Source organism: Pseudocitrobacter cyperus, from assembly GCF_039889165.1.
GTDB lineage: Bacteria > Pseudomonadota > Gammaproteobacteria > Enterobacterales > Enterobacteriaceae > Pseudocitrobacter > Pseudocitrobacter cyperus.
Genome location: NZ_JAYMYY010000003.1, coordinates 424632 through 447062 on the forward strand (window position 1 = coordinate 424632; position 22431 = coordinate 447062).

General features: G+C 52.9%; 31 protein-coding genes and 2 pseudogenes. 29 read left to right on the plus strand and 4 right to left on the minus strand.

Annotated features, from left to right (window positions below):
• The 28 genes and pseudogenes from VSR74_RS13585 to VSR74_RS13715 all read left to right on the plus strand — a co-directional run bounded on the left by VSR74_RS13585 (nt 1) and on the right by VSR74_RS13715 (nt 19706).
• Complete coding sequence (locus tag VSR74_RS13585) at nt 1–1470, plus strand: DUF1073 domain-containing protein (protein ID WP_172751141.1); 1470 nt, start codon at nt 1–3, stop codon at nt 1468–1470.
• Nucleotides 1471–1540: 70 nt separating this feature from the next.
• Nucleotides 1541–2074: a phage head morphogenesis protein gene (locus tag VSR74_RS13590; protein ID WP_032629703.1), complete on the plus strand. Its 534-nt coding sequence runs from the start codon at nt 1541–1543 to the stop codon at nt 2072–2074.
• A 261-nt stretch (nt 2075–2335) separates the two neighbouring features.
• Entirely contained in the window at nt 2336–3607 is a 1272-nt protein-coding gene (locus VSR74_RS13595) for a DUF2213 domain-containing protein (RefSeq protein ID WP_347795200.1), read from the plus strand.
• Nucleotides 3608–3618: 11 nt separating this feature from the next.
• The gene (locus VSR74_RS13600; RefSeq protein WP_047345209.1) at nt 3619–4122 is read left to right on the plus strand and encodes a structural cement protein Gp24; all 504 of its coding nucleotides are present in this window, start codon (nt 3619–3621) and stop codon (nt 4120–4122) included.
• Nucleotides 4123–4133: 11 nt separating this feature from the next.
• On the plus strand, nt 4134–5081 hold the full coding sequence (locus VSR74_RS13605) for a DUF2184 domain-containing protein (RefSeq protein ID WP_347795201.1): 948 nt from the start codon (nt 4134–4136) through the stop codon (nt 5079–5081).
• A gap of 44 nt (nt 5082–5125) precedes the next feature.
• Nucleotides 5126–5536 carry an STY1053 family phage-associated protein gene (locus VSR74_RS13610; protein ID WP_023150224.1) on the plus strand — a complete coding sequence of 137 codons (411 nt, stop codon included), beginning with the start codon at nt 5126–5128 and terminating at the stop codon, nt 5534–5536.
• A complete protein-coding gene (locus VSR74_RS13615; protein ID WP_059387058.1) occupies nt 5508–5918 on the plus strand; it encodes a DUF4054 domain-containing protein in 411 nt (136 codons plus the stop codon). The genes VSR74_RS13610 and VSR74_RS13615 overlap by 29 nt, the downstream gene beginning before the upstream one ends.
• Nucleotides 5915–6421 carry a hypothetical protein gene (locus tag VSR74_RS13620; protein WP_023150226.1) on the plus strand — a complete coding sequence of 169 codons (507 nt, stop codon included), beginning with the start codon at nt 5915–5917 and terminating at the stop codon, nt 6419–6421. Before VSR74_RS13615 ends, VSR74_RS13620 begins: the two co-directional genes overlap by 4 nt.
• Nucleotides 6421–6825 (plus strand): hypothetical protein, encoded by a 405-nt coding sequence (locus tag VSR74_RS13625; RefSeq protein ID WP_032666025.1) that lies wholly within the window; start codon nt 6421–6423, stop codon nt 6823–6825. Before VSR74_RS13620 ends, VSR74_RS13625 begins: the two co-directional genes overlap by 1 nt.
• Nucleotides 6818–7363 (plus strand): phage neck terminator protein, encoded by a 546-nt coding sequence (locus tag VSR74_RS13630; RefSeq protein ID WP_032666023.1) that lies wholly within the window; start codon nt 6818–6820, stop codon nt 7361–7363. The genes VSR74_RS13625 and VSR74_RS13630 overlap by 8 nt, the downstream gene beginning before the upstream one ends.
• 3 nt (nt 7364–7366) lie before the next feature.
• A complete protein-coding gene (locus VSR74_RS13635) occupies nt 7367–8512 on the plus strand; it encodes a DUF3383 family protein (protein ID WP_047345212.1) in 1146 nt (381 codons plus the stop codon).
• 11 nt (nt 8513–8523) lie between these two features.
• Nucleotides 8524–8964: a DUF3277 family protein gene (locus tag VSR74_RS13640; protein WP_072794459.1), complete on the plus strand. Its 441-nt coding sequence runs from the start codon at nt 8524–8526 to the stop codon at nt 8962–8964.
• Nucleotides 8965–8967: 3 nt separating this feature from the next.
• Entirely contained in the window at nt 8968–9420 is a 453-nt protein-coding gene (locus tag VSR74_RS13645) for a phage tail assembly chaperone (RefSeq protein ID WP_045269847.1), read from the plus strand.
• 23 nt (nt 9421–9443) lie between these two features.
• A complete protein-coding gene (locus VSR74_RS13650) occupies nt 9444–9608 on the plus strand; it encodes a DUF6889 family protein (protein WP_023229521.1) in 165 nt (54 codons plus the stop codon).
• Nucleotides 9598–11136: pseudogene (locus tag VSR74_RS13655) on the plus strand (lytic transglycosylase); the annotation flags it as partial. The gene VSR74_RS13650 and the pseudogene VSR74_RS13655, both read left to right, overlap by 11 nt.
• A gap of 117 nt (nt 11137–11253) precedes the next feature.
• Nucleotides 11254–11814: pseudogene (locus tag VSR74_RS23250) on the plus strand (lytic transglycosylase domain-containing protein); the annotation flags it as partial.
• Nucleotides 11814–12401 carry a phage baseplate protein gene (locus tag VSR74_RS13660; protein ID WP_032625709.1) on the plus strand — a complete coding sequence of 196 codons (588 nt, stop codon included), beginning with the start codon at nt 11814–11816 and terminating at the stop codon, nt 12399–12401. The pseudogene VSR74_RS23250 and the gene VSR74_RS13660, both read left to right, overlap by 1 nt.
• A complete protein-coding gene (locus tag VSR74_RS13665; protein ID WP_023344722.1) occupies nt 12401–12703 on the plus strand; it encodes a phage baseplate plug family protein in 303 nt (100 codons plus the stop codon). The genes VSR74_RS13660 and VSR74_RS13665 overlap by 1 nt, the downstream gene beginning before the upstream one ends.
• Before the next feature lie 2 nt (nt 12704–12705).
• The gene (locus tag VSR74_RS13670; RefSeq protein ID WP_347795203.1) at nt 12706–13770 is read left to right on the plus strand and encodes a hypothetical protein; all 1065 of its coding nucleotides are present in this window, start codon (nt 12706–12708) and stop codon (nt 13768–13770) included.
• A complete protein-coding gene (locus VSR74_RS13675) occupies nt 13770–14102 on the plus strand; it encodes a hypothetical protein (protein ID WP_063157990.1) in 333 nt (110 codons plus the stop codon). Before VSR74_RS13670 ends, VSR74_RS13675 begins: the two co-directional genes overlap by 1 nt.
• A 149-nt stretch (nt 14103–14251) precedes the next feature.
• Nucleotides 14252–14983: a hypothetical protein gene (locus VSR74_RS13680; protein ID WP_047064124.1), complete on the plus strand. Its 732-nt coding sequence runs from the start codon at nt 14252–14254 to the stop codon at nt 14981–14983.
• On the plus strand, nt 14983–15411 hold the full coding sequence (locus tag VSR74_RS13685; protein WP_058690854.1) for a hypothetical protein: 429 nt from the start codon (nt 14983–14985) through the stop codon (nt 15409–15411). Before VSR74_RS13680 ends, VSR74_RS13685 begins: the two co-directional genes overlap by 1 nt.
• Nucleotides 15412–15474: 63 nt before the next feature.
• Nucleotides 15475–16128, plus strand: a complete 654-nt coding sequence (locus tag VSR74_RS13690) for a Gp138 family membrane-puncturing spike protein (RefSeq protein WP_047345217.1) — start codon at nt 15475–15477, stop codon at nt 16126–16128.
• Nucleotides 16129–16130: 2 nt separating this feature from the next.
• The gene (locus VSR74_RS13695) at nt 16131–16484 is read left to right on the plus strand and encodes a thioredoxin domain-containing protein (RefSeq protein WP_023332023.1); all 354 of its coding nucleotides are present in this window, start codon (nt 16131–16133) and stop codon (nt 16482–16484) included.
• On the plus strand, nt 16485–17684 hold the full coding sequence (locus tag VSR74_RS13700) for a baseplate J/gp47 family protein (protein WP_347795204.1): 1200 nt from the start codon (nt 16485–16487) through the stop codon (nt 17682–17684).
• Entirely contained in the window at nt 17681–18361 is a 681-nt protein-coding gene (locus VSR74_RS13705) for a DUF2612 domain-containing protein (RefSeq protein ID WP_347795205.1), read from the plus strand. The genes VSR74_RS13700 and VSR74_RS13705 overlap by 4 nt, the downstream gene beginning before the upstream one ends.
• Nucleotides 18361–19101, plus strand: coding sequence for a tail fiber protein (locus VSR74_RS13710; protein WP_347795206.1), 741 nt, complete (start codon nt 18361–18363; stop codon nt 19099–19101). The genes VSR74_RS13705 and VSR74_RS13710 overlap by 1 nt, the downstream gene beginning before the upstream one ends.
• Nucleotides 19101–19706: a tail fiber assembly protein gene (locus tag VSR74_RS13715; protein WP_347795255.1), complete on the plus strand. Its 606-nt coding sequence runs from the start codon at nt 19101–19103 to the stop codon at nt 19704–19706. Before VSR74_RS13710 ends, VSR74_RS13715 begins: the two co-directional genes overlap by 1 nt.
• 117 nt (nt 19707–19823) lie before the next feature.
• Here the strand turns inward: VSR74_RS13715 and VSR74_RS13720 are convergent, their stop codons facing one another.
• Entirely contained in the window at nt 19824–20000 is a 177-nt protein-coding gene (locus VSR74_RS13720; RefSeq protein ID WP_347795256.1) for a helix-turn-helix transcriptional regulator, read from the minus strand.
• 53 nt (nt 20001–20053) lie between these two features.
• Here VSR74_RS13720 and VSR74_RS13725 point away from each other — a divergent pair, with 53 nt between their 5' ends.
• The gene (locus tag VSR74_RS13725; RefSeq protein WP_347795207.1) at nt 20054–20353 is read left to right on the plus strand and encodes a helix-turn-helix domain-containing protein; all 300 of its coding nucleotides are present in this window, start codon (nt 20054–20056) and stop codon (nt 20351–20353) included.
• Between the two features lie 30 nt (nt 20354–20383).
• Here VSR74_RS13725 and VSR74_RS13730 read toward each other — a convergent pair whose 3' ends face one another.
• The 3 genes from VSR74_RS13730 to VSR74_RS13740 form a co-directional block, all read right to left on the minus strand.
• Complete coding sequence (locus VSR74_RS13730; RefSeq protein WP_347795208.1) at nt 20384–21316, minus strand: hypothetical protein; 933 nt, start codon at nt 21314–21316, stop codon at nt 20384–20386.
• Complete coding sequence (locus tag VSR74_RS13735) at nt 21313–21786, minus strand: DUF6932 family protein (protein WP_347795209.1); 474 nt, start codon at nt 21784–21786, stop codon at nt 21313–21315. The genes VSR74_RS13730 and VSR74_RS13735 overlap by 4 nt, the downstream gene beginning before the upstream one ends.
• 139 nt (nt 21787–21925) lie before the next feature.
• Complete coding sequence (locus VSR74_RS13740; protein WP_347795210.1) at nt 21926–22165, minus strand: DinI family protein; 240 nt, start codon at nt 22163–22165, stop codon at nt 21926–21928.
• Between the last annotated feature and the right edge of the window lie 266 nt (nt 22166–22431).

Sequence of the window (22431 nt, forward strand, 5' to 3'; positions counted from 1 at the left end):
ATGTCCCGTAAGAAACGCCAGAACGGCGCACAAAAGCCCGTTGCGACAGCTGACGGGTACAACAATTTCACGGCCAAACTTGGCAGCGACACCAGAAACATACAGACGGGCGGAATGTATATGCCCGGGTACATCAGCCGTAACAGGGTGATGCTGGAGTTTGCGTATCGTTCATCGTTCCTCGTTGGTGCCGGTGTGGACGCGATGGCCGATGATATGACCCGCAAGGGGATTAACATCAGCTCAAAGCTGAAACCCGGACAAAAGGGCAAGCTCGAAACCTTCTGGGATGAGCTCGCTATATGGGATGGGCTTAACGATAACCTCAAATGGTCCCGATTGTATGGTGGCGCGGTGCTGGTGGTCCTGCTTGAAGGGCAGGATATGTCCTCCCCGCTGAAACTGGATCGCATCAAAGAGGGGCAGTTTAAGGGCGTGATGAGCCTTGACCGCTGGATGGTTAACCCGAGTTATTACGATCTCGTTACCGATTACGGTCCCGATTTTGGGAAACCGAAATATTACAAGGTAATCACGAACCAGCAGGGGATTCCCCCCTGGAAGATCCACCATAGCCGCGTTATCCGCATGGAGGGCGATACGCTTCCTTTCCAGCAGGCCCAGACGGAAAACGGCTGGGGGATGTCTGTTGTGGAGCGTATTTTCGAGCGTATCGAGGCGTTTGATACTGCGACGGTCGGCACCACACAGCTGATCCACAAAGCGCATCTGCGGACATACAGCATTGCTGAACTTCGAAAAATACTTGCTGCAGGCGGCGACCTCGAAAAAGCACTGATGAAGCACATGGACATGATCCGACAGTTTCAGACCATCGAAGGTATGACCATCATGGACGCTGCGGACAAGTTCGAAACGCACAGCTACACGTTCGCTGGTATCGCTGATGTTCTTCTGCGCTTTGCTGAGCAGGTTTCCGGCGCGACGGGAATTCCTCTCGTCCGACTGTTCGGGCAGTCCCCTGCAGGTTTCAACACCGGCGACGGCGATCTGGAAAACTACTACAGCCGGGTTAACTCGCTGCAGGAGAGACGCTTACGCCGACATATCCGCTGGCTGCTTGATATCTCCTGGCGTTCTCTGTTCGGTGAACCACTACCTGACGATTTTACTTTTGAGTTTAACAAGCTCTGGGAGATGTCAGACGTGGACCGCGCAACGATGGCGAACAATGTGGTTACTGCACTCGGTACCGCCGTTCGTGACCTTGGGATGCCACCTGCAGCAGCGCTTAACGACCTCAGGAACATTTCTGATGTGATTGGCATCGGTGGTTCTATCACTGACGAGGACATAGAAGATGCGAAGGCCCAGTGGGAGGAGGATGAACCTGAAACCATCCCTCCGCCGCCGTTCGGAGATCCAGTATCGAAAAAGCCTGTTGGCGATAGCAAACCAGATAGGGCAGATCGTCGATGGTACCTACGATGGTTCACAGGTCAGCGCTGACAGCATTTCGAAAACGCTGGTGGACTATTCCGAGGTAATCAGCGACTGGGCAGAGCAGGTCGGGCGAAGGATGTTTGCCCAGGTAGAGCAGGAGGAATGGAATCAGTGGAAATCGGTATCAGAGGAAATCGGCGCTGGCCTGCGCGATGTGGTGGGTAATACCCCCGTCGGGCAGGTGGCGCAGGATATCGTTTACCGTCAGATTCAGCTGATGAAGTCCCTGCCGCTGGAAGCAGCTGATCGCGTGATGGACATACAACAGCGCGCAATGCAGGCGGTTATCACGGGTGAACGTCCGGACGAGCTCTACGAGATGATCATGGCCTCCGGTGACGTGGCCGCCAGCAGGGCGCAGCTGATTGCCCGTACAGAGATTGGACGAGCTACCGGCGCGCTAACGCAGGCCAGAGCCCTTTCGGTTGGCTCAGAGGGCTACTGGTGGCGTATCGAAGGGGCCGGCACGCGCGATTCTCACCGCAAGATGAAAGATAAATTTGTGCGCTGGGATAACCCGCCGACGCTGGACGGTATGACCGGACACGCCGGATGTTTGCCGAACTGCAAATGCTGGCCTGAAGTACAGATTCCTGCACCGAGAAAATGAAAAATACGGCTTTGAGCAATCATTTCATGCGAACTGCAATACCCGTGAAATGTTATGAAAATGTTGTATTCGAAAAGGCCGATTTTCAGCCCAGTTTATCGCTACTTTTACGGCTTTAAGGGGACATTTTAATCGAGTTCATTTTCGTCGGTGCGGGTAAGAACCCTTATGTTAAATAGCCCGTTATTTCGAACATTTTTCCCATCTCACAAGGTTGCCTCCGGGCGGCCTTTTTGTTGCCCGTAATCGAGCAGGTAACCCATGAAATATTTCTTCACTACACGCCTGGGCGAAACGCGCTATCTGCAGGCTGACGGCTCGCTGCTGTGTAAAGACGTGCCGATCGCACGTACAGGAACGCAGGTCTATTTACCTGAGGAAATCGACCTCGAACCGGACGGAACCGGCACGGTGGCAGTCTGGCGAACAGAAGACGAGGTGTTTTCCCCGGAGACGATGGCGAGCTTTGAGGGCGTAGCCGTCACGCTGGGGCATCCAGAGGACAGTCAGGGCAACATCGTTTTCGTTAACCCTTCTAACTTCGCGGAGCTGGCGCACGGACACATTCAGAACGTCCGGCGCGGCACCGGTGATAAATCGGATCTGCTCATTGCTGACGTGCTGATTAAACGGCAGGAAGCAATCGACGCGGTGAATTCTGGCCTGACCGATGTCAGCTGTGGCTATGACGCGCAGTACAAGCAGCTGGCACCCGGTAAGGGCAAGCAATACCAAATCACAGGTAACCACCTCGCTGTCGGCATCGACCGGGGGCGTGCTGGTGGCCGCTGTGCAATAGGGGATTCCATCCCATCAACAACAAAGGAGAAGCCTGTAATGTCATGGCTTAAAAAACTGGCTCAGGCCATTAAGACGAAAGATGAGGATGCGCTGGCAAAACTCATCGACGAAGCGCCGGATATGCCGTCTGATGGCATGCCTTCAATCCCCGGTTCCTCTATCACTATCAACATTCCTTCACAGGCCACCGCCATACCTGAAGGAAATCGCACCACTACGGACGAAGACGATCCGAACAAAGACAAAACCGGCACCGGCGATGAAGAAATTCCGGCCTGGGCGAAAGCGCTGCTGGCTCGTCTGGAAAAGCTGGAGGGTAAAACCACCGACGCCGATCCGGACCCGGGCAACATGACCACCGACGAAGATGAAGAAGAAAACCGCAAAGTGACGGGTGATGTAGCCTTTAAGCGCAACCTGATCGCCGATGCGGAAATTATCTGCCCTGGCTTCCAGCCTGCTGGCGATAAGAGCCTGAAGCGTCAGGTGCTGAGTCATGCAATGCGCACCGGTGACAGCCTGAAATCGTTCGGCGTGGATGATTTCTACAAAGCGCCTAAGGCTACGGTCGACGCGGTGTTTACTGCCGCCGTGGCGCTGCATAAAGCGAAAAATCAGCTGACCCCGCTGAACAACATTACCCGCACCACGGACAGCGGAATCAGCACTAAACACCTTTCCCCGGCAGAACTGAACAAGGTCAACGCCGAATTCTGGGCAAAAAACAAATAAGGTAAATCATCATGGCAGGTACTGCATATTTAACGCGCATGCCCCTGGGCATTGCCGGGGGCGTTACCCGTCCTCGTGATCTCACCATCGAGCCAGTAAGCCTGGACTACACGAAGCAGTTCGCGTCCTACGGGCTGCCAGGTAAATACGTGAACGATAAATTCGTTCCGCTGGAATCAGGCGACACTATCAGCAAAGTGAAAGGGATTCTGGTTCGACCGTTCCCGATTACCTCTGCTCTGGACCTTGCTTACATTGGTGTGACGGCTAATCAGGTTGGTGACAACCTGAAACGCGGTTACATCTGCGTAACTGCTACCGCAGGCAACGCGGCGACCGCGAAAAAAGGCGATCCGGTTTACGTTCGCGTGGCTGGTGGCACCACTCAAAGCCCGGTTGGCTCCTTTGTGCTGTCTCCGGACTCTACCGCATCAAATACACCTCAGCTGCCAAATGCAGAGGTCATGGGGCCGGGTGAAGCCGACGGCCGTATTGAAATCGCTTATAACATCTGAGGGAATAATTAATGTTTACAATTGACAGAGCGACCATCGACTCCACCGGCGCGTTTCTGGTCGGCGAACTGGAGCGCATGGATCAGACGCTGAACATGCCTTTAGTGTCCTACAAATGGTCACGCGACATGCCGCTGCGCAGCGATATTTCTATCGCTGATGAAGTGTCATCCTTCACTAATACCGATTTCGTCGGCGTTGGTGGTCCAAACCCTAACGGTAAAAACTGGATCGGTAAAAAAGCTACTGCCATTCCTGGTATCGAACTCGATATTCAGCCTACCCGTAACAACCTCACCTTGTGGGGGCAGGAAATCAGCTGGACGGTACCGGAACTGGCTTCTGCCCAGAAACTGGGCCGTCCGGTTGATGTCCAGAAATACGAAGGCATGAAGCTGAAGTGGAATATGGACACCGACGAACAGGTTTATATCGGTGATAACGAGCTCGGCGTTGCTGGCCTGCTGAACCTGCCGGATGTTACTCCTGTTGCTGCAGCTGCAGCGTGGACCGCAACCACTGATCCGGATGTGATTGTTCAGGATATCAACCTGGTGCTGTCTGATGGCTGGGTTCGTTCTGGTTATGCGGTCTGCCCGACAAAAATCGGCCTTGCGCCGGAGCTGTTCGGCCTGCTGGCGAGCAAAAAGGTTTCCTCTGCAGGGAATATCTCCGTGCTGGAATACGTGAAGATTAACACCATCGCGTTTCAGGAAAACGGCACACCACTGGAGATCGTCTCCATGAAGTGGGCCTCCAAGCGCGGCGCTGGTGGCGCGCATCGTATCGTTGCTTACACCCAGGACGAAAAATACGTTCGCTTCCCTATGGTTCCTCTGCTGAACACGCCGCTGGAGTATCGCGGGCTGCAGCAGTTGACCACTTACTACGGCAAGCTGGGCCAGGTGGAAACCCCGTATTCCAATACGATCTCTTACCTGGACGTTCCGGCGTCTTAACCTGAAACAGGCGGGGAAACCCGCTTTTTTTATGGAGCAAAAACATGAAATACGTTGTTTCCGGTGGCGCGACTCTCAGCTTTGCCGATGGTTCTAAATTTGAGCTGTCTCAGGGCATCCACGACAGTTCCTCTTTCCCGAAAGAAGTTAAGGACCACTGGGCCTTTAAAGCCTATGCGCGCCCGATTGACGAAGCCGACCTGGCGAACGAGCAAAGCAATGAAGACCTTTCCGCGAGCCTTGTTCTCCTGGCAGAAGAAAATAACACCCTGAAAGCGCAGCTGGCTGAGCATGAAAAAACCATCACCGCGCTGGGGAATGAAAACACAGACCTGAAAGCGCAGCTGGCAGCCGCTCAGGCACCAGCAGGCGGTAAACCTGCCGACAGCACGGACAAAACCGATAACACCGGCGGGGACGCGAAAAATGCCAAAAAACAGCAGGCTTCCGACTAACGAGCAGTTCCGCACCGACTTTCCCGAGTTTGCCGATACAACCCGCTACCCTGACCCCTCAGTGAATTTCTATCTGGGGCAGGCCGATTCGCTTCTGAATCAGGACGTACAGGGCGATCAGTTCGTCTACCTGGCCGAACTATTCACGGCTCACTATACGGAGCTGCGCGGCCGCACGCTGGCCGCCGCTGCCGCTGGTGGTGTGAACAGCAATGGCGCAGCAGGTGTCGTGTCCTCTAAATCAGTGGATAAGGTTTCAGTGAGCTATGACGTGTCCGGGGTAATCAATCCGGATGCCGGTTTCTGGAACAGCACCGCCTACGGGCGCGAGTTCTACTGGTGGTGGTCGATGTTCGGCGCTGGGGGCAGGCAGTTGCTATGAAAAGCGGGTTAACGGTTCGCGCTGATAACGCCGTGGCTGTTCTGGAATCCCTCCGGCAGCTATCCGGAATGGATGTGCTGGTGGGAATACCTGAGGACAAGGCAGGGCGTGAGGATGGCTCCCCGATTAATAACGCGGAACTGGGCTACCTCCACTCGACGGGCGCAACGGTGGAAATCGACGGTACAACGGTCACGCTTCCCCCGCGTCCTTTTCTGGATATGGGGATCGAGGATTCAAAACCCCGAACCACTGCGCACCTGAAGGCAGCGGCAACCGCCGCGCTGGAGGGGCAGACTGAAGCAGCAGTGCGTGAGCTGGAGAGCGCCGGACAGATTGCCCGTGATGCTGCAAAAGCTGTTATCGGTGCTGGCGACCGGTTGCACCCGCTTTCTGAGAAAACCCTCGAACGCAGACGCGCCGAAGGCATTCCCGGCGACAAGCCGCTGTATGCCCACGGTTACCTGCTGCGCTCAATTAACTACGTCGTGAGGAAAAAATAATGCCTCTTCTCGATGTGAGCGATGTTCTTCTCGATCCCGACTTCATGGACACCAGTCTGGTGTGTCACCGGCAGGTTCAGACGGTGGATGAGGACAATTTCACGAAAAACACCGCTCAGGATATTCCATTCTCTGGCGTGGTGACGGTTGACCGTTCTCTGGAAGCCAGACGAATGGAAGCAGGCCAGAACATAAGCGGCGCGATCCTCATCGTGACGCAGTTCAGATTAACCCAGGGCCAGCCCGGTTCAGACAGCTCCCCGCGACTTGATGCAGATATCGTGACCTATAGCGGACGCGACTATCGCGTGACGTTCGTCGACCCGTACACCCGTTACGGTGCCGGATTCGTCCAGGCACATTGTGAGCTGGTGGACTTTAACGGAGGGACTCCAGTTGAGTAACGACAGCACCGCGCGCGGTTATCTGACACCTGTCGGGGATCTCCCCCAATACGACGAGGCGCTGGAGCGTGAAATCAGCCGGTGGATTCGTGGTGTTTCTGGCCTGCCGGCTGCGCTTGTTTTCCCCCGATGGACTGACCCGCAGCCGCAGATCCCCAACAACGGGGTGACGTGGTGCGCCTTCGGTATCACTACCGTTCCCCAGCCGTTAAGTCAGTCCGATGTTCAGGTTTCGGAAGAACAGTCCGAGCAATGGACATGGGAGCAGGTCACGGTGATTTGCTGCTTTTACGGCCCTCTGGGGGCCAACATTGCATCAACTTTCCGCGCGGGGATATTCGTCGAGCAGAACAATGCCGAGCTGAACCGCTCGGGGCTTTCGCTGGTGGATGCCGGGACTATCTACAACCTGCCAGAGCTCATTAACAACCAGTGGGTGAGGCGATACGACCTCACCATTACGCTTTCTCGCAAAAACATTCGTACCTATAACGTCCGGACGCTGCAAGATGCGCCCGTCTCATTTTTCGGAGACTAAATTATGCCGCAGGGATTACCTGTATCAAACGTCGTCAATGTCGACGTGATCATTGGGCCGCGTGCGGCTACTGGTCGAAACTTTGGTTCGCTGCTCATTCTCGGGAGCTCTACGGTTATCCCGGTTACTGAGCGTATTCGCCTTTACTCATCCCCCGAAGATATCGGCACAGATTTCGGTGTTGATAGCCCGGAATATGAAGCCGCTACGGTGTATTTCTCGCAATCACCGAAGCCTCAGCAGGTATATGTCGGCCGCTGGGCGAAAACGCTGGCATCGGCTGAAAGCGGTTCGACGGAAACGCTGCTGCAGGCCGTGAACGCCGTACTGAATTACACGAACTGGTATGGCCTGGCCGTGGCTGACGATGAAGATATCGACGATGCCGACTGGCTGAGTGTGGCCGCAGCGATCGAGGCTTCCAGTCTCAGCCGCATTCTGGCGATTACCACTGCAGACCCGGCCTCAGTTGATGCGACATCGACAACCGATCTGGCTTACAAGCTGAAGGCTGCAAAATACGCTCGCACGTTTGTTCAGTATTCCACCAGCAGCAAGTACGCCGCGCTGTCGGCGTTTGGCCGCGCGTTTACCGTGAATTTCAACGGCAGCAACACCACCATTACCCTGAAGTTCAAACAGGAACCGGGGATCACGTATGAAACCCTGACCACCAATCAGGCGGCGGCGCTGGATGCCAAGAACTGCAACGTGTTTGTGTACTACCAGAACGATACGGCAATCCTGCAGCAGGGCGTCATGTCCAGCGGTGATTTCTTCGATGAACGCCACGGGCTCGACTGGCTGCAGAACTACGTTCAGACCAACCTGTATAACCTGCTCTACACCAGCACAACCAAAGTCCCACAGACCGATGCTGGCGTTACGCGCCTCCTTTCCAATGTCGAACAGTCGATGGATCAGTCTGTCACAAACGGGCTGGTGGCTGCCGGTGTATGGAACGGCGGCCCGATCGGGCAGCTGGATTCCGGCGATACGCTGACAAAAGGCTATTACGTCTACGCGCAGCCGATTTCCGAGCAGGCGCAGGCAGACCGCGAAGCACGTAAGGCACCGGTTATTCAGGTGGCCTGTAAGCTGGCGGGTGCGGTTCATTTCGCTGATGTTCAGATCAACGTCGTTCGCTAAGGAGAACATGAATGGCTACTTATTCTTTTATGGACGTTTCGGCGTCCCTCTCTGGCCCGACTGGCGAGATTGATCTGGGCTACGGTTCCGCCAGTTCAGAGGAGGGGATCACCGTTGCAATGGGCGGCCCCAAAAACACCATGACCATCGGTGCTGACGGCGAAGTGATGCACAGCCTGCACGTGGACAAAAGCGGCACGGTAACCGTCAACCTGCTGAAAACCTCACCGACAAACAAAAAGCTGTCGTTGGCGTACAACGCGCAGAGTCAGTCCTCAGGCACCTGGGGGAACAACGTCATTGTGATCCGAAACAAGGTGAGCGGAGACATCATCACGGCGCGCAGCGTGGCGTTCCAGAAACAGCCGGATAACGCCAACGCTAAGGCCGGTAATACGATGCCCTGGGTGTTTGACTGCGGCAAAATCGACCAGGTACTCGGAGAGTTTTAACAGATGGAATGCTCAATCAAAGGCCACGATTACCGCGTGGCAAAACTCAGCGTTTTTGACCAGCTGAAAGTGACCCGTAAGCTGCTGCCGGTGCTGGCGGGCATGATGTCAGATTTCGGGAGCATTCGCTCCCTGCTGCCTGCTGATGGCAAAATCGACACCGTGAAATTCGATCAGCTGAAACCGGTATTTGAAACCCTGCTTCCGCGTATCGCTGAGGAACTGTCTTCCCTGACCGAAGAAGACACCAACGCGATTATTCATCCTTGCCTGGCCGTAGTATCACGTAAGCACATGGACGGATGGACGCCGGTATTTAACAGCGGTCAGCTGATGTTCGATGATATCGACCTGCTAACCATGCTGCAGCTGGTGGCGCGGGTGGTCGCCGATTCGCTGGGAAATTTTTTGCCCGTGAGCCCTACCAGCGCGACGGCGGACCAGCCTCAGGGCTAACCCTCAACAGCCTGCCTGACGGGCTGTCTTATCTCCTTGACCCGGTTGACGCTGGGTTAATCCCTTATTACGCGCTGAAGGATGGATCTGTCGATCTGTGCGATATCGCGCTGATGAATGACCACCTGGCCGTTAAGGCTGACAACCAGCGCCGTATAGAGAAATGGAGAGAGGATAATGAACGCTGAGACTATTAAAGATTTCCTCGTCTCGCTCGGTTTTGATATCGACGAAGCAGGCGCGGAAAAGTTCGATTCAGTCCTCGCCGGCACGACCGCAAACGCCATCAAAATGGGGCTGGCCGTCGAAGGTGCCGCGCTTACCGTAGTGGCCTTTACGGCTAAGATCGCCTCCGGGCTCGATAACCTCTACTGGGCGTCACAGCGCACCGGCGCGACGGTTCAGGGGATTCAGTCTATTGGCTATGCGGTTTCGCAGGTGGGCGGCAGCGTGGACGCGGCGCGCTCCTCTCTGGAAAGCCTCTCCCGGTTTGTTCGTAACAATCCCGGCGCGGAAGGCTTCCTGAATCGCCTGGGCGTACAGACCCGTGACGCCAGCGGTAACATGCGCGACATGGCCGCTATCTTTACGGGTGTCGGCCAGAAGCTCAGCAGCATGCCGTATTACCGGGCTAACCAGTATGCGCAGATGCTGGGCATTGACGAAAATACCCTCATGGCGATGCGCCGGGGTGTCGGTGGTTTCTCCGGGCAGTACAGCGCGATGGCGAAGGCTATCGGCTTCAATGCTGACGAGGCGGCCAGAAGCTCCAACAAATTCATGACCTCCCTGCGCGAGTTCGGCGCGATGGCAGGCATGGCCCGTGACAAAATCGGCTCTAATCTTGCTGGTGGCCTGTCGGGTTCGCTGGACACGCTGCGCCGTCATATCCTGGATAACTTCCCGCGTATCGAGCAGACCCTGACGAAAGCCATAAAAGGCATTCTGGCGCTCGGGGACATTATCGGGCGGCTGTTCTTCAGGCTTATTGAGGGGACATCAGACCTTATTACCTGGTGGAAATCACTCGACAAGCAAACGCGGGAACTGATCTCGCTGTTTGGCGCGCTGACGATTGCGCTGCGCATTCTGAACAGCACGTTCTGGATGTCACCTGTCGGCCTTATTACCGCGCTGGCGGCGGGTATTGCCCTCCTGTGGGAGGATTATAAAACCTGGAAGGAAGGCGGCCAGAGTCTGATTGACTGGGGCAAGTGGAAACCGGAAGTCGACGCCGCGCTAAAAATGGTTCATGACCTGCAGGGGACCGTTAACGATCTGGCGAAAGCGCTGGCGAAACTGCTCAACATTGACCCCAAATCATGGTCCCTGAAGTGGGATTTCAGCAACTTCATCGACCAGATGGGCGAGTTCAGCAGGATGCTGAATATGATCGCCGACCTGCTGAACGCCATTAAAGACGGTCGCTGGGCCGATGCGGCCAGTGTTGGCAAGCAGCTACTGAATCAGGGGAGTGATAAACCGTCTGCAATGCCAGAAGTGACGGACAGCGCTAACCAGACGGCGGAGTGGTTGAACGACAAGCTGGGATTTGATCCGCGCAATGTCGGTAAAACCGTCAAAGGCTGGCTGTTTGGTAGCGAGGCTGGAGAGGGGCGCGGGATTCATGACGACCAGCGCGACCCCCAGATTGATGAGCTGAACGGCACTCAGGAAAAATCACGGAAAGAAGCTGCTGAATATCACGGCCGTAGTACCGGAGTGCTCGGCAAAATTGCAGAGGGTATTAAGCAAATTGCTGATGGAATGTTCCCGACTGCAGAGGCGGCAGCATTCACCCCCACAGATGCGAGTGGCTTACCTCTTGCAGGCGTAAAGCAGCCGCAGCCATCAAAAGCAGGCTCTGAGTTGCTGGGATGGATGCAACCGATGCTCACCAGCCTGGAACAGCTCTACCGGCTTCCGGAAGGTTTGCTGCGCAGTGTGGCCATCACTGAATCGGGCGGAAATCAGTTCGCTGTTTCAGGTGCTGGCGCTAAAGGGCTGTTTCAGTTTATGGACGGCACCGCGCGTGATATGGGCCTGCGCGGGAACGACGTATTCAACCCTGAAAAGGCCGCGCAGGCAGCCGCTAAATATCTCTCACAATTGCTGAAGGCAAATGGCGGTGACCTGAGCAAGGCGCTGGCCTCATACAACTGGGGGATCGGGAACGTGCAGAAGCACGGAATGGCCCTGATGCCGCAGGAAACCCGCAACTACATTCCTAAGGTGTTGAGTAACATGCCCGGGAAGGGAACGCAGGTACAGCAGCAGAACACCTATCACATTTACGGTGGTGGTGATCCGCGTTCTGTTGGTACCGAGGTCGAGCGCCGGCAGCAGTCGGCAAACGCACAGGTTATGCGCGGCAATCAAACGAAGGTGGGCTAATGGATATTCTCTCAACTCTCTTTCAACAGCAGACCCGAAAAATAGGGATGATAGTCCCCAGCGTGGTTGTTTCTGAGAAGCACACCGACACGCTGGAGATAACCGAGCACCCTGTCGAGGTTGGGGCCGCCATCGCCGACCATGCCTACAAAAAACCGTCTGAAGTGGTGATGGAGGTCGGTTTCGCTGGTGGCGGATCGCTGCTGGATTTTGCCAGTAATCTGACGGCCACCAGCCTGCTCGGTCTGAGCCCCCAGCAGACGTATCAGGAGATACTCGACCTGCAGGCGAGCCGTATCCCTTTCGATGTGGTAACCGGCAAACGGCTGTACAGCAACATGCTAATCCGCGCGCTGGAAGTGACGACAGACAAGACAACCGAAAACGTCCTGTCTGCCGTCCTCACCCTGAGGGAGGTTCTTATCTCGCAGACGCAGCAGATCACCGTCGCGGATAAAACCAACATGAAGGACGGGGCCAGCACGTCGGCGGTACTGAATACCGGCAACAAAACCACAAAGCCGCCAAATACCTCGCTGCTGAAAAGCATCACGGGTAACGCGGCGTCATTACTGGGGCTCGGCTAATGGCAATTCAGGAAATCCCGCTGACAGCGGATAACCAGCAATTCAGTATCATCCTGGCAGGTACCACCTGGCGGATTAGCATCACCTGGCGCGATCTGTACTGGATTTTGGACCTGCAGAACGACAGAGGGGAGCCGGTAATCTCCGGTATTCCTCTCGTAACGGGGGCTGACCTGCTGGCGCAGTACGGCTATATGGGGCTCGGCTTTAAGCTGGTGGTGGTCTGTGACGACAGCACACAGGATTACCCGACGAAAACCGACCTGGGCGGCCGCAGTCATTTACTGGTATCAACGGAGTAAGCATGTCACAGAACTGGATGAGACATTTCGAGCTGCAGCTCGTGGACGAGAACGGGCAGGGTATTGAGCTCAGCGATTTTAAAGTGACCTTTACGATCGACTGGTTCAACATCAGCAGCGCGTCACGGGTGGGAACATTCAAAATCTACAACCTCTCGGCAGATACGGTGAACCGCATCACCGGGCAGGAGTTTTCGAAAGTGCGGCTGATTGCCGGTTACGATGGTATCGCACCGGAGGTATCGGCCAGCGACGTCGGGACCGTGCGGGAAGTCGACGCGGCGGACGTGGGCCAGAGTGACGGCCGCAACTACGGGCTTATTTTCAGCGGCGAAATTCGCTACTCGGTCACAGGAAAAGACAGCCCCATTGATTCCTTCGTCCTGATTCAGGCAGCCGATACGGATCTGGCTTTTGCCACCAGCATAACCTCGCAGACCCTCGCAGCCGGTTATACGGTCGCAGACGTTAACCGTGCGCTGATGAAAGACTTCGAGGCCAAAGGCGCGACCGAAGGTCTCACGCCTGAAATGCCTGCTACCGTCTTCCCCCGGGGCCGGGTGCTGTTCGGCATGACACGGCATCTTATGGATAACGTGGCCGGACAATGTGGCGCAACATGGCAGTTCGTGGATGGTCAGCGCCAGATGGTGGCGAATAACGAATATGTTCACGACGCGATTGTGCTCAACAGTGCCACCGGGCTTATCGGTATGCCTCAGCAGACTATCGGCAACGGCGTAAACGTCCGCGCGCTGATTAACCCGAACATCCGGGTTAACGGGCTCATTCAGCTGGATCAGGCTTCGGTATTCCGCACCGCGCTGTCGAACAACGATATCGCGATGGCCGGCGGGCAGATCACCGACCAGAACACGGACGGAAATATCACGCTCAGCGGTACCACCGCGCAGCCTGCCAGCATCGCAACGGATGGCGTTTATATTGTGCGCGGGATTATGTACACTGGCGACACAAGGGGCCAGGCGTGGTACATGGATATGATGTGCGAAGCGCGTGGCGCGGCGGATCTTGTTTCCTCATCAGCGAGGGAAAGAGGGCTTTAATGAAACGGTTCTGTTTGGCGTTAGTTATGATGGTTACTGCTCCGGCGATGGCTGCAATTCAGTGCGGCAACTACACGATGACCGGTGACGGAATGACTGTTATTAACGGTGAAACTGTCACATCACAGAAGATAAAATTTCTGGGAAAAGATGGTGACTACTCAAACATGAAAATGGACATGGGCCTGATGCCTTCCCGTGATGGTAACAATTACGGCTTTGAGTTTGTGAAGCGTAACGGAAAAGCTTTCCTGAACGTCCAGCTGCTGCAGAACAGTATGGACGCGCCGAAAATCATCGGTTCTTTCCCGTGTAAAAAAGTCGCTGGGTGAAGAGAACCTGAACGCTGTCTCATCTGAAAAACAACAAAACGTGCTCTAAAAACTGTCGTTTTTTGAGGCTAGCGATTACACTGCTCTAACTTTTTGATGGTGAATTGCCATCGATATGCACCCCCATAAAAGCCAGGAATAACTAAAACATGAGCTTAGCGCAGCCAAAATCAGGAGAACTGTTAGATCTTCTGACCCCTTCATTAACTAAGGGTGAAAATCTTCTGAGTGAATTTGAAGTACATCAAATCATTCGTGAAGCTAAGAAAATCCCGGAACGTTATCAGGGGCTATCGATTGAAGGCTTAGCTAAGCTTGTTCTTGGCGAAATCGAAGAGGGGTGCTCTCTCTGTGAGCAAGGGTTAAGACTCGCTCCTAACGATTCAGTTTCTTTCTGTAACTATACGATAGCGCTGCGAAACTTGGGTTTGCACGCTCGCCAGTACGCGATGATTCAGAATGCGGCCAACTCACTTAACCCAACGATACTGGCTGAAGTTGCTACAATTTCTGCATACTGGGCTGATATCGATTTGCTTGAAAAGGTGATGCCGATGCTGACTGCTATGGAAGTGCCTCGCCCTGAAGACATGGCAAAGTGGTATGACACACTTGATTACCTGCACACCCATCAGGAGCATGCTCAGGATCTTAAAAAAATTGGGCAGCTTATGCTGAACGTATCTGATAAGTATCGCGTTCGCCTGGCTGGTGCCCATGCTTTTTATGTGATGTCTGAGCTTGATACATTGTTTGTTGAAGTCAAAACAGACGATCCAGCGCTCCTGTCGCAGATGAACAATGACCTTGCTGATGAGATTATCATGGCTGGTCTTGCGGATTCTGAATGTGTCGGATGTTTTGAGGCGGGGGAACTTTAATGTCGGTTGAGCATACTTGTTTCCTTGAACTGGCGAAGCATTCCCTGACTCTAAACGGTGAGATGTGGACAAGAAACGCTATCAGCCGAGCATATTATGGCATGTACCATTCCGCCTTAAGGATCACCAATAATCTTGTACCGACTGCTACAGAAGATGGTGAAAAATTAAAAGGTGGAGTTCACATGCGAGTTTATACCGTTTTTTGTAGCGGTGAGGCAGCAGCACTGAACGATGTTGATGTTAACGCAGTAAAAAAAATCGGCGTTAAACTGAAAATGACGCATGCCCAACGTGTTAATTCTGATTACAAGCTTGAACGGAAAATCAACCGGATTACCGCGATAAGTGCAATTCAGGACGCGGAAGAGGTCGATGCGATCGTTAACAAACTGCTGAAGGTTGGCGATGATTCGTTAACTGCATAAGCTGAAATTTCTCAAAATACAAACCCGCCATCCGGCGGGTTTTTTGCTTTCTGGAGCCTACCAATGGCAGTAACTGACCAGACCCGCAGCGGCGACCTTGCCGAAACATTTAAATCTGAGCGGGAGACAACAAAGAACCAAATCCGCGTCGCTTTGCCTGGCATCGTTCAGTCATTCGATCCTGGCGCGGTGACGGCGGTTGTGCAGCCTGCGATCCGTTCGGTTGAAACTGACAACGACGGCAACCGCGTTACCAAAAATTACCCGCTGCTGGTGGATGTACCGGTGATATTTCCGCGCGGCGGCGGCTGCACGTTAACTTTCCCGGTGAAAGCCGGCGATGAATGCCTGGTGATTTTTGCCGATCGCTGCATCGATTTCTGGTGGCAGAACGGCGGGGTACAGGAGCCTGTCGACGACCGGGTGCATGATTTATCGGATGCGTTCTGTATCGTCGGGCCGCAGTCGCAGGCGCAGAAAATCAGCGGTATCAGCACCAGCGCGGTTGAGTTGCGTAGCGACGATGGCGGAACCAAACTGAGCCTTAATCCTTCAAGTGGAGCGATAGCCGGTACCGCGCCGGGAGGTTTCAACCTCAATGGCCTGAAAATTCTGCCTGACGGCCGCCTGCAGTTGGTGGATGGATCAATCGTTGATAAGCATACGCATGGCGGCGTTGAAAGCGGCGGCAGCAATACAAAACCTCTGGGAGGGTAATTATGCGATACCGACGTGAGGACGACGACGGCGATTACACTTTTGGCAGCGGCGATGATACCTGGCTGATTAACTCACCGGAGGCCGTCGCGCAGGCTGTGAAAACGCGATTCGAATTGTGGTATGGGCAGTGGTTTCTCGACACCACAGAGGGGACACCGTGGATTCAGTCCGTACTCGGTAAGCAGAAGCCGGAAACCTACAACCTGGCGATCCGTAAGCGCATTCTCGAAACGCGGGGCGTTAAATCCATTCTCTCTTTCAATACGACAGTGAACACGACGACGCGCCGCGTCCAGTTCTTCGCTGAGATCGACACTATCTACGGAACAACGACAGTAACCAGCGAGGCATAAATGGCCCTCAATTTGGACACACTCGGCTTATCGGCAACGGTAACCGCTGAGGGGATCAGCGCGCCTGATTACCAGACGATACTCGATACCCTGACAAGCTATTTCCAGCAGATTTACGGCAGTGACGCTTATCTGGAGCCGGACAGCAAAGACGGCCAGATGGTGGCGCTGGTGGCGCTGGCTATTCACGATGCCAATAACACGGCCATTACTGTTTACAACTGCTTCTCACCTGCTACGGGTTACGGCGCAGCGCTGACCAGTAACGTGAAAATTAACGGTATCGCGCGCAAAGGGGCGACGAACTCCACCGTGGATCTGCTGCTCACCGGCACCGCAGGGACAACCATCACGAACGGTACCGTGAAAGACACTAATAACGTGATCTGGCGTCTTCCTGCCTCGGTAGTGATTGGCGTTGACGGTACGGTGACGGCCACTGCCACCTGCTCAAACAGCGGCGCGGTCGCAGCGCTGGCGGGGACAATTACTACCATCAACACGCCGACCCGAGGCTGGACATCGGTAACTAACCCGGCGGCGGCCACCGTAGGCGCGCCAGCAGAAACCGACGCAGAGCTGCGCATCAGGCAGGGGCAGAGCGTCGCGCTACCCTCTATCACGCCGTTTGAGGGCGTTGACGGTGCGATTGCTAACGTTGCTGGCGTGACACGTCACAAGCTCTACGAGAATGATACTGGCGCGACCGATAGTAACGGGCTGCCGCCACACTCTATCTCAGCCATCGTGGACGGCGGGGACGTGACCGACATTGCCCAGACTATCCGGGGTAATAAAGGGCAGGGAACGGCGACCTACGGGACGACCTCTGTCACGGTACCGGACACTTACGGCAATCCACACGTGATCAGTTTTTCGCGTTCGACTGATGTTTCGATTTACGGGCATATCACACTGAAAGCCTTTACGGGCTACACGTCGCAAATTGGCGTACAGATTCAGCAGGCCGTCGCGGATTACATCAACGGGCTGACGATCGGTGATTCTGTTCTGCTGAGCCGCATTTACTCCCCTGCGAACCTCGGCGTGGTGAGTGGGGGCAGTGCACGCTATTACGACATTCAGGAGCTACTGATTGGCAAATCTGCCGGAACGGTAGCGGCGGCGAATATCAATATTTCCTACAACGAATCAGCGTCCTGTAAGCCTGAAAATATTGTCTTAACGGTGACGTCATGAGTAAGTACACAGACTTAATCACCAACTACCACGCCACCAGGCCGAAATACTTTGATCACATCGACCTGAGCACCCGGCCGCTTATTGACATCACATCAGCCACCCGGGGGCTTGTTAGCGCGTTTGACATTGATACGGCGGTAGGCATCCAGCTTGATACCCTCGGGCTCTGGATCGGACGTAGCCGTATAGTCAGCCAGCCGATTACGGGTGTTTATTTCAGCTGGGATACCGACGGGCTCGGATATGACCAGGGCGTCTGGCAAGGGCCGTATGATCCGGATTCAGGCTATACGTCGCTGAGCGATGACACCTACCGCATCATTCTGAAAGCAAAAATCGCTATCAACAACTGGGACGGCCGCAACGACTCTCTGCCGCCCATCCTTGACGCTGCGACTGCAGGCTCTGGCCTGAAGATGCAGATCGTCGACAACCAGGACATGACGATTTCGGTCTGGGTTTTCCCCGAGACTGATATTTCTGATGTGTCTCTCGAACTGATCGCCGCTATCAAACAGGGCTATCTCACCGTAAAAGCAGCTGGCGTATGGGCCGGTGATGTTGAAACACCCTCGGTAGAAACACCGTCCGAGGGGACTAAATTCTTTGGTTTTGATATGGATAACGAATACATCGCCGGGTTCGATGTAGGAGCATGGGGGACTTTACTCTAATGGCAACAAATAACTTTAAAGCGTTTGCGCTTGATCCTAACGCTAACGTCATGTCACAGGCTGACTGGGAGGCACTTCCGGCTTTGCTGTCCGGGTTTACCGCAGGTAAAGCATCTAGTGCACAGGTTAACAAAGCGATTCGTCAGGCAACATTTATCGCTTCTGCGGTCGCACAATTTGTTTCAGATGCTTTGACGCAGGATGTGCTTGATGATGGCAATAGTGCTGCGTTTATTACAAAGCTGAAACAGGCGATAGTTAATGGTTCAGTTCCTGCGGGTATACCGATGCCTTGGCCTACCGCAACCCCACCAACTGGCTGGTTAAAATGTAATGGTGCTAATTTCAATACAAGCACCTACCCATTACTGGCAAAAGCATATCCATCGGGAAAACTTCCAGACTTGCGGGGGGAATTTTTACGAGGCTGGGATGATGGACGTGGAGTTGATTCCGGGCGTTCATTATTATCATCGCAGAATGGGCTTTCGTACGATCACCGACATTATATCCCTACTACCGCGGGGTCTGGAGGCGATGGATTAATGACATCGGTATTCACTGATAATACTACAGCAATAACTTATTACCCTTCAGGAACAAATGAATACAACCCCAACCCCTCAACAGGTACAACCTTAAATACATATTCTGCTAAAACAACTGCGGGTTCGGATAAGTTTGGTGATGAAACGCGCCCGCGCAACGTCGCATTTAACTATATTGTGAGGGCTGCATGATGGCAGAGGCTATTCTGGACGAAAACATGATTGCAACATCAGCAGGCGATATTACTGTTTTTAACTATGATGGTGATACACGCGAATTTCTTTCTTCATCAGTTGAGTATCTGGCTATTGGCGTTGGACTTCCTGCTAACTCATGCATCGACGCCCCCGGCGAGAGCAAAGGGGGCTTTGCTATTTGCCGGGCAGCTGATTTCACCGCCTGGGAATACGTCGCCGACCGCCGTGGTGAAACGGTATACGATACTGAAACAGGCGAATCGGAAATTGTTTCTTTGCCCGGAGATTACCCGGAAGGCACCACCACACTGAAACCTGCTACGCCTTACGATACGTGGAACGGTAGCGAGTGGGTGACAGATACGGAAGCGCAGCACGCGGTGGAGGTGGAAGCGGCGGAGCAACAGAAAGCGGCGCTACTGCTTGAGGCTCAGGCAACGATTAGTCTGTGGCAGACTGAATTACAGTTGGGCATTATCAGCGATGAGGATAAAGCCAGCCTGATAGCCTGGATGAACTACATCAAAGCAGTGCAGGCAGTGGACTCGTCGAAAGCGCCGGATAACACCTGGCCGACACCCCCTGAAGGTGACGCATAATTACAAATCCAAAAAAGGCTGTCGGGGATATTACGGCAGCCTTTATCGTATCACAGCCCAACCCGGCGATTTGTCGGGGACTCAGACACTAACCACGTTTGGCTCTTTGGAAAATCGCTATTTTCCCTGTCTCGCAGCACTAATCTTTCCGGCTATCCATTCTTCCACTTCTGTTGATAACCACCTTACGGATCTACCTATCTTAATGGATTTTGGGAATTCACCCGCGTTCATCCAACTGTAAATGGATGCCTTTTTGAATCCTACAGCTTTACAAACTTCTTTCAGATCCATCAAATATATGTTCAAGTTATGCTCTCCTCATTGAATGTTAAATGGACGTCTTTTTGGAAAAGCTGACATTGACACGAAAGGAAGCCGCTGAGCTACTTGGTATTTCTACGGCTACCGTAACCCAGTGGGTTCTTGATGGTAGGCTCAAAGCCTACCGAGTTAGCGACAGGCCCAAGTCACCGTACTTGTTTACGAAAGAAGATTGCCTGGCCGCTTTGCTCGCTGTGGAAGTCGAGCCAACCAAGTTAAGGGGCAAAGAGGAAAAGGCTGAAGCTGAGGTGGAGTTTACGAGGCGACAGAAAGAAGTGAATAAAAAATTGCGTCAAATGCTTAATATGCCTGAAAAAGAATAAAGAAAACCCGGCTCGATGGCCGGGTCTAGGTTAGTTAATGGATTTAACTAAGAAATTCTTGCGATGGAAGCCTATATTTTCATTATAAATTTCAGTAACTTCAACAGTAACTGATAGCTTTTGCCCAACTTTATGAGATTTTTGGATTTCATGTAACATTTCAACAGGGAAGGAAGCTTTCAAACGCTCCCCGTCAACTTCTATTTCAAGTTTTCCGTATTTTGAAAGACTTGCAAGTTCCCCAACAATTATCTCAGTAGTAGGTTGAGACATTGTAGTGGCCGCTAGACGATCATTGAGTAACTTGATCTGCTTTGAGGAAACAGAAACAAACTGGCGTCCTTCACTGAAGGGGCCAACCCAAGTTAAATCAAAATCAATCTGATTTTTATCGCACTCTTCAACGATTTTTTTCAGACTTAGTGCTGCGTTGAACCCGATTTCAGCCACTAGATTCATCAAACTTATTGCATCTGAAGTAGTAAGCAAGTTTATGATTTCTTTAACTGCTTTACTTGATGTAGTCTCAACTAATTCACACTGACCTGTCGAAAACGTTAGGCCAAGTTTAGTCGAACCAGGTGAAAGTTCGGCAAGGCGCATGTTCAGAGTATTTTTGACATCATAAGGGACTCGCTGCGAATCTTTTCCTGAAGCTAGCTTATGTGTCGCCCTTTGCAGAAGTGATGCTAAATTGCTCGAAATTGAACCCAAGAGTTCAAGCGGGATCGTCCCGAAATTGACAACAGCACCTTTCAGGCGAAGCTCCATGAAATCTTGAAGCGGATGCCGAGCATCAATAGCTCGCTGCTCAGCTTGAAGGTCACTCATATATGAAGTCATATTGTTAAACATCAGGCGATCAGCAAAACTCATTTCCCCCTTTGCTGCGAAGAAATCGAGTTTTTTCTGAACGAACTGAATACGCCCCTCTAGGGAAATCATATTTGTTTTTTCGTTCATAATGACAGCCTCGCTATCCCCTTGGGCGTATCCTCTCTGTCATGACAGAATACCCCTCGCCAGTACATGCGGTCATTCTCATAATCGCATCCCGCATGGTTTTTATACAAAAGAAGTAGATCAATGTTGTAATTGTGCTTAATGAAAGGCCGATCCAACAACTTCTCAATCTGAGGTTGGAACATTACTGGTACCTTGTCTAACAACGCATGATCAATTACTAAAAGGATATCAATATCATCTGGTTCGGGTTTTTCTGTTGTAAAAGAACCGTCAATCCAGAGTTCAATGAAGCACTTAAACTGTTGCTGAAGGCTTCTAATATTAGATATTAACTGTGTATAATTGTAGTACAACATGCCCCTTCTGGTGGACTCTGGAAATTGATCCACACACAACCTTTTGATTGAAGAATCATCAAGATCATGAAACCCAGGTGGAAGCAAGGGAGGGAAGCAAAGCTTTTCCATCCGAAGTCCTTTTACATTGATTTGATTATTTTATGTATTCAAACGGACTAGAATCACCGCTCAGTGAATCAGTTGGTTGAATAGTACAATCAAATACCAAATCACATAACCTGGAGTTTTATCAGGGGTTTTTGGCCGTTTATTCTTCAGCAAGCCACATATCGGATTCCTCAAACATCTCTTCCAGCATGCGGTTCAGCTTTTCCCGATCGCTTTTGCTGGCATCGCTATTCAAGCCGTTTGCCTGCATCGGCTTCACTTTCACCTCGGCATCAGGGAAAATCTGGTGCACCCGCTTCGTCAGCTCGGCCAGAATAATTTCTCTGGCCCCTTCAAGCCCCTCTACATTGCGTTTGTCATAAACCAGTTCAACGAACATAAATTCCTCCGGAAAACCACTGTGATTGCATACAGTATTTTTACTGTAAAAATAAACAGTGTCAAGGCGAGCGGGACGCGAAAGGGGGAGGGGAATTTGTTACCCTTAGTTACAAATAGAAAAACCCCAGACCGTGAAATCTGGGGTTCTTTTAAAGTGCACGTGCATTTCACGTGCATATTTTTGTCTTTTCTCGGTCTGCCTGCTGTCTGGTCAGTGTCCGTAAGTGGCTGTTTTTATTGCCGCTGTCCGGTTGCAGTCCTATC